The organism is Streptacidiphilus jeojiense (assembly GCF_000719095.1).
Classification (GTDB): domain Bacteria; phylum Actinomycetota; class Actinomycetes; order Streptomycetales; family Streptomycetaceae; genus Streptacidiphilus; species Streptacidiphilus jeojiensis.
Genome location: NZ_JOEH01000120.1, coordinates 1 through 241, shown reverse-complemented (window position 1 = coordinate 241; position 241 = coordinate 1). Strand labels below are relative to the sequence as shown.

1 protein-coding gene is annotated in these 241 nt (G+C 70.5%); it reads right to left on the bottom strand.

Annotated elements, in window-relative coordinates:
• Positions 1 to 241, bottom strand: a 241-nt coding sequence (locus IF29_RS43040) for a CDP-glycerol glycerophosphotransferase family protein (RefSeq protein ID WP_037598810.1), incomplete at both ends; no start/stop codon positions are given.

Sequence of the window (241 nt, the reverse complement as noted above, 5' to 3'; positions counted from 1 at the left end):
CTGGTAGTCGAAGCTGAAGCCGCGCAGGTTGTCGCGGTAGTGCTCGAGGTCGTAGTCGAACAGCAGGACGGGTTTGCCGGTGCCGACCCAGTCGGGCAGTAGCGCGCTGTAGTCGGTGACCAGGATGTCGGCGGCCAGGAGCAGGTCCTGGGCGTCGGGGTAGTCGGCGACGTCCCACAGGTAGCCGTCGCCGGCGCCGGGGGCGATCTGGCCCACGCGCGGGTGCGGGCGCACCAGCAGC